1 protein-coding gene is annotated in these 263 nt (G+C 53.2%); it reads right to left on the bottom strand.

Translation table 11 applies throughout. The features are described from left to right. Positions 1-263, bottom strand: a 263-nt coding sequence (locus E1189_RS25200) for a hypothetical protein (RefSeq protein ID WP_230460152.1), incomplete at both ends; no start/stop codon positions are given.

Raw genomic sequence — 263 nt, 5'->3', positions numbered from 1 at the left:
TTTGTCTGTGACTTTGGCGGGTGCAACAAGCGTTTTGCCGAGTCTGGTAATCTCACCAAGCACAAACGCGTCCACACAGGGAACAGATCCTTTGTCTGTGACCAGGCCGGGTGCAACAAGTCTTTCAAAGCATCCAGCGAACTCGCCAGGCACAAACGCATCCACACAGGGGTAAGGCCCTTTGTTTGTGATCAGGCCGGGTGCAAGAAGTCTTTCAGCGCATCCAGCGACCTTAGCGTCCATAAACGTATTCACACAGGGGT

This window comes from Parendozoicomonas verongulae (assembly GCF_009711465.1).
GTDB lineage: Bacteria > Pseudomonadota > Gammaproteobacteria > Pseudomonadales > Endozoicomonadaceae > Sansalvadorimonas > Sansalvadorimonas verongulae.
Note: the sequence above shows the minus strand (reverse complement) of the source record. Positions and strands in the feature narration are given on the sequence as shown.